Here is a 4,071-nt window from a genome sequence, read left to right on the forward strand (position 1 = left end):
CCCGCCTCGATGAGCTCGGCGAGCGTCGAGAGGTCGGCGGCGACCGGCCGCACAAAGATGTACCGGCCCCCGTGTTCCTTGACGTCCGCGTCAGCGATGGAGGCAACGCGTCCCGCCTGGGACAGTACGTCGAGCGACGCCCGCCAGTCCTCACCACCCACGAAATCGACGACGGCGCTCACACCGTCAGGCGCGATCTCCCGGACCCGCTCGGCAATACCCTCCCCATAGGTGAGGGGTTCCGCGCCGAGCCCGCGGAGGAAATCGTGGTTCCGTTCCGAGGCCGTGGCGATCACGCGGGCTCCGCGGGCGCGGGCGATCTGGATACCGAAGGTGCCCACGCCGCCGGCGCCATTGTGGACCAGCACAGTGTCGCCGGTGCCGACGTCCAGCGCATCGAGGGTCTGCAGCGCGGTCAGGCCGGTCAGCGGGACGGTGGCCGCTTCCTCCCAGGAGAGGTTGGCGGGCTTGCGCGAGAGCGTGCGCACCGGCGCGGCGACCTGCTCGGCGAACGTTCCCTGGCCCACGGTATCCATCCGCACGTAACCCATCACCTCGTCACCGGCCGAGAACTCGGTCACCGCGGGTCCCGGCTGGAGAACGACGCCGGCAACGTCCCAGCCCGGGATCACCGGGAAGTGGGCCGTTAGGGCACCGTCGAGATATCCCGCCATGACCTTCCAGTCGACGGGGTTCACGGAGGCCGCTTTCACTTCAATGAGGACCGTGTCCGGTCCGACCCTGGGATCCGGCTGGTCACCGTATTCGAGAACTCCCTGGTCGCCGTACTTCGAATAGAACACTGCTTTCACGGGCGCTTCCTTCCATTGATCCTGTGGCTTCTCTCTGGGGCAACCCCACGGACCCGCCGCAGCATTCCCCAGGGCCGCAGTGCAGGCGGTCACACCCGGCGGAAGTCCATGGAGCCGGAAGGGGCGCTAGAGGATCGCCGAGATTCCCGTGACGGCCCGCCCCACGATGAGCGTGTTGATCTCGAAGGACCCCTCGTAGGTGTAGATGGCCTCGGCGTCCGCGAAGATCTTGGCCATCCCGTAGTCGGTCACGATGCCGTTGCCGCCGAAGATCGACCTGCCCAGCGCCACCGTTTCCCGCATCCGCGAGGAGGTATACGACTTTGCGAGCGCCGCCTGCGCCATGTCCGCTCCGCTGTGCCGGACCTGCTGCTGCACTCCGTGCGGTCCGCGACGCTCATCCTCCTGCAGCTGCGCCACGCGCGCCATCAGCCCCAGGCTGGCGGTGGTGTTCCCGAGCATGCGGACCAGCTGTTCCTGGATGAGCTGGAAACTGGCCAGCGGACGCCCGAACTGGTGGCGTTCGACAGCGTAGGCCCGCGCCGCGTCGAACGCGGCCAGCTGCTGCCCTACCGCCTGCCAGCCCACCAGGATGCGCGAGCCCCGCAGCAGGTGCTTGGTGTCGGTGAAACTGTTGATCCCGGCGAAGCGGTCAGCCTCCGGGACCCGGACGTTGTCCAGGAGGATGTCTGCGTTCTGCACCGTCCGCAGCGCAATCTTGTTCTCGATCGCCGTCCGGGTCACCCCCGGCAGCGTCGCGTCGAGGATGAAGCCGCGCACCGAGCCGTCCTCGGTATCGCGTGCCCACAGCAGCATGTAGTCGCAGAAGGTGCCGTTCCCGATCCAGCGTTTGGCTCCGTTCAGGAGCCAGGTGTCGCCGTCGCGGGTGGCGGTGGTTGCCATGCCGCCGGCAACGTCGGAGCCGTGCAGCGGTTCGGTCAGCGCAAAGGCGCCGGTGATGGTCAGCGCCATCGCGTCGTCGAGCAGCCGGGCCTTCTGCTCCTCGGTTCCGAACTCGTGCAGGGCCTCGACAAAGAGATCGTGATGCACCATGAAGAACGTGGCCAGCGACGTGTCCGCGCGGGTGAGCTCGGCGATGACCATCCCGCTGAACAGGTAGCTGTACCCCTGCTGCACGGGGGTGCTCAGGTTGAGGCCGGCCAGTTTGGGCAGCACCTCCAGCGGAAATTCAGCCCGGTTCCACCAGTCGGTGGCGTACGGCGTCACCTCAGCGGCAAGGAAATCGCGAACCTCCTGTAGCTTCGCCCGTTCGGCGTCGCTGAGCAGGGACTCGAATCCGTAGAAGTCTGCGGATGGGAGGCCGCTCTCCATTGAGCTGTCCTTTCGATGGGTTGAAAAAGGCGGGTTTATTTGGGGGCCATGCGGATGGCGCCGTCGAGCCGGATGGTCTCCCCGTTGAGCATCTGGTTCTCCACGATGTGCGCAACCAGTGCGGCGTATTCGGTGGCCTTGCCGAGCCGGGAGGGGTGCGGCACCTGCTTCCCCAGGGAGTCCTGGGCCTCCTGCGGCAGCCCTGCCATCATGGGAGTCTCGAAAATCCCCGGGGCGATGGTCATGACGCGGATGAAGGACCGTGCAAACTCGCGGGCGATCGGCAGCGTCATCGCCGCCACCGCACCCTTCGACGCGGAGTAGGCGGGCTGCCCGATCTGCCCGTCGAACGCTGCGACGGACGCCGTGTTGATGATGACGCCGCGCTCGGAGGTCCCGGTGTCCGTCTGCACCGGATCCGTGGCCGCCATCGCGGCAGCCGCGAGCCGCAGCACGTTGAACGTACCGATCAGGTTGATGTTGATGACCCTGCTGAACTGCTCCAGCGGCAGCACTCCGTCCCGGCCCAGCACCTTGCCGGGGGTGGCCACTCCTGCACAGTTCACCACGATCCGCAGCGGACCGAGCTCTGCCGCCGCATCCACCGCAGCCTGCACCTGCTCCTCGCTGGTCACATCGGCCGGCACAAACCGCGCCCGCTCGCCCAGGGAGGATGCGAAGGCAGCCCCGTCCGACTGCGGCAGATCCAGGATCACCACCGCCGCGCCGTCGTCATGCAGCCGCTGCGCCGTCGCCCGGCCAAGCCCGGACGCACCGCCGGTCACCAGGGCTACTGTTCCTGCACACTCCATGACAGCTCCTTTGCGTCGAAGTTCACGTCGAAGTTCAAGCGGGATGAAAGCCGCTCCTCTTGGAAGCCTACTGTGACGCAGCACACCGCAGCATCCGCCCGCCGGCGCACTGGGCATTGTGCTCAACTGCGGGCCCGGCGCCGCGGTTTAGGGTGGCTCTATGCCCACCAGCAACACGTTTGAGGAACAAGCCGTGGCGCGCGCCCGCGCCGCAGCAGCGGCCTCGTCAGTCTCCGGCGCCTTCGGTGGCCGGCTGTTCGGCCTCCCCGGCACCCATCTGGCGCAGGTGAGCCTCCCGCGCCGGACCGGCGCACCCTGGCACTACTGGTGGCAGGCGCACTACCTCGACTGCCTGCTCGACGCCGCAGAGCGGGAAAGCGCCAACCCCAGTGAGCACGACGACGGCGTCTGCCACCGCACGCGCGCCCGCCGCCTGCTGCGCACCATCCGCCTGCGCAACGGCGGCCGCTGGCGCAACAGTTACTACGACGACATGGCCTGGCTGGCTCTCGCCGCGCTGCGGGCGGCTGACATCGCCGGAACCCGGCCGCTCACCGCCCTGAACCCGGTCCTGGCATCCGCGCACACGCCCGACCTCGGCGGCGGCCTGTTCTGGAACACCTCACGCGACTTCAAGAACACCCCGGCCACCGCCCCCGCAACGCTGTATTTCGCCAGGCTCGGACGGCGGGAGGAGGCCGCCCGGCTGGTCGACTGGATGTTCGCCCGGCTCCAGGACCCGGAAACCGGCCTCCTCCATGACGGCATCCGCCTCCCCGGCGAGCGCCTCGTGAGCAACCTCTACACCTACAACCAGGGCCCCGTGCTCGGTGCCCTGCTGGCGCTCGGCGGCGAGCAGAACCTGCAGCGCGCAGGGAACCTCATCGACGCCGTGGCAACGCACCTCGTCCAGCCATCCGGTGCCCTGCGCACACACGGCGGCGGCGACGGCGGCCTCTTCACCGGGATCCTCGCCCGCTATCTTGCCCTCGCGGCCGTATCCCCTGTGCTACCGGAGGCATCCCGCACCACCGCCGGAACCCTGATTACGACGACGGCGGACGCCCTCTGGAAGGGGCGCACCGGGCGGGAGGCCGGCAGCCGCCGTCGTACCG

At 68.5% G+C, this 4,071-nt stretch carries 4 protein-coding genes; 1 reads left to right on the forward strand and 3 read right to left on the reverse strand.

The annotated features are described in order from the left end of the window. The 3 genes from X803_RS17995 to X803_RS0105365 form a co-directional block, all read right to left on the reverse strand. Positions 1-812 (reverse strand): NADP-dependent oxidoreductase (locus X803_RS17995; RefSeq protein ID WP_035778031.1); only part of this gene is annotated, 812 nt, incomplete at its 3' end. A gap of 126 nt (positions 813-938) precedes the next feature. Next, positions 939-2,144 carry an acyl-CoA dehydrogenase family protein gene (locus tag X803_RS0105360; protein WP_026544333.1) on the reverse strand — a complete coding sequence of 402 codons (1,206 nt, stop codon included), beginning with the start codon at positions 2,142-2,144 and terminating at the stop codon, positions 939-941. 35 nt (positions 2,145-2,179) lie between these two features. Then, positions 2,180-2,956 carry an SDR family NAD(P)-dependent oxidoreductase gene (locus X803_RS0105365; RefSeq protein WP_026544334.1) on the reverse strand — a complete coding sequence of 259 codons (777 nt, stop codon included), beginning with the start codon at positions 2,954-2,956 and terminating at the stop codon, positions 2,180-2,182. Between the two features lie 160 nt (positions 2,957-3,116). Between X803_RS0105365 and X803_RS18000 the strand changes: the two genes are divergently transcribed. Next, the coding region (locus X803_RS18000) for a glycoside hydrolase family 76 protein (protein ID WP_051470491.1) at positions 3,117-4,071 on the forward strand (955 nt) is incomplete at its 3' end.

Origin of the sequence: Arthrobacter sp. 35/47, from assembly GCF_000520475.1 — a bacterium.
Classification (GTDB): domain Bacteria; phylum Actinomycetota; class Actinomycetes; order Actinomycetales; family Micrococcaceae; genus Arthrobacter_D; species Arthrobacter_D subterraneus.

Excerpts from the sequence above, each read along its gene's own strand:
- X803_RS0105360 (WP_026544333.1), bottom strand. The coding sequence starts at position 2,144 with ATGGAGAGCGGCCTCCCATCCGCAGACTTCTACGGATTCGAGTCCCTG.
- X803_RS0105365 (WP_026544334.1), bottom strand. The coding sequence starts at position 2,956 with ATGGAGTGTGCAGGAACAGTAGCCCTGGTGACCGGCGGTGCGTCCGGG.